Source organism: Endozoicomonas sp. ALC013 (genome assembly GCF_049310205.1).
Classification (GTDB): Bacteria; Pseudomonadota; Gammaproteobacteria; order Pseudomonadales; family Endozoicomonadaceae; genus Endozoicomonas.
On record NZ_JBLYNS010000358.1, the window covers coordinates 1 to 1,666 of the forward strand.

Here is a 1,666-nt window from a genome sequence, read left to right on the forward strand (position 1 = left end):
GCTGTGCCAGGTTGTCTCTGGTCTCCAATGCCAATAAAAATAACGTGCTTGAAAAGCACATGGATGACCTGTTTACTCGCCTGGAAAATACCTCTCCAAACAATGAAGAAGAACAATCCATCATTGCCATGGCCGCAAGTTGGCTTGGCAGAGCGAGTCCAGTCGTCCCCCATTACCAGACAACCATTTCAAAACCTCAATCCGACTTCCGCGATCAACTCCAATCACGCATTCCATCGTTGAAGATTGAAGAAGAAAAGAATCTGAACTCACTACCGCCGGTTGACCTGCTTCTGCCAGATCATAACATGGTGATTGAAGTTCAGGGACCGTCTCATTATGTGGGTGGTGATTTCAAAACCAGGAATGGTTCTACTCTGCTTAAAATCGCATTGCTGCAAAAATCAGGATTTGAGGTCATTGAAATCCCGATTAACATGCTTTGGAACCGGGATTCAATGAAACGATGTATTGATCAAATAAAGGCCAGGGTAGGCATCCCACCACAACGTCATGGCTCTCTATCACTTAAAAGAAGGTGGGCAGATGAGGCATACGTTACACCTGATAAAGGCAGGCAACCCTCAGATCCCGGTTACTTAACTGCCGAAGAACATTCAGGGGAGCAACCCGGTAAACCCACAAAGAGGAAGAAAACAAACAGCCAGTAATTGCCTTCCTCACATCATGACTCAAGAACCTCTTTCACATTCCGGGAAGGAATGCCAGCGTTGAACACCTGTTGCCCATACATCTCGCCCCGGATGATTTGCAAATAACGGACTAATGGCATCAGGAGTAGAGGTGTTTTCCCAACCGTTTATGTTTATAGATACTTCAGCAAAATGAACTTCTGAGCAGAACCGCAGTCTGCTTTTTATATTTTCATGAATTAATGAAATATAATTATGGATAGAAGCTCTGCTGGTATCAGTGGTCAATACGCAAGATCAGGTAATGATTACAACCGACCGAATGAACACGCCGCTTCTTCACGGCGTGGGCGATACAGACATGCCACAGTCAGACAGTGGGGTCATCCCCCCCGCACAGCCCCGGTACGTAATGAATTTTACTATTCTTCCGCCACATGCTCTTCTCAAAATCTACAGCGCCGTTCAGTAAACCGCGCTCAGGATTTTAATAACCTCATCAAACAGGAAATAATGGATGGTCTGGTGAATCAATCTGCTCGGATCGGTCATCGCTATGATGGGAGACATCACGGTCAATATGCCAGTTCAATTAAAAAATACACGTCAGCTGCTAAAAGACCGTTAAATCGAGCGGAACAAAGCCAGCTGATATGTTTCCTGAAAAATTTTAACGCAACGCAAAGCTGGAATTGGCGAAGTCTGACGACAACACTTCACTCATTCACTTCGGCAGGTGTTTTTACCCCTCATAAACCCATGGATGAGCGTGTTAAGCTTACACAAGCTGCCTTATTGTCAAGGCTACTTGATGCAATAATATTTAACTGCAACCAAAAACCTGAAGCCAGGGATATTGATGCCCGGGGAATCGCCAACCTGCTGTGGGCCATGGCAAAACTGGCGAACAACGGGCAGGCGCAGAGACCAGAGCTCAACGAGGCTGTGGCCGCGCTGTTGCCTCACGTGAACGCACAGAAAGCTCACTTTAAACCACAGGAAATCGCCAACCT

The 1,666-nt window shown here is 46.3% G+C and carries 2 protein-coding genes; both read left to right on the forward strand.

Annotated features, from left to right (window positions below):
• On the forward strand, positions 1 to 671 hold a 671-nt coding region (locus ACO6V1_RS23820; RefSeq protein ID WP_422469058.1), incomplete at its 5' end, for an RAP domain-containing protein.
• A 237-nt stretch (positions 672 to 908) separates the two neighbouring features.
• Positions 909 to 1,666 (forward strand): hypothetical protein (locus ACO6V1_RS23825; protein ID WP_422469060.1); only part of this gene is annotated, 758 nt, incomplete at its 3' end.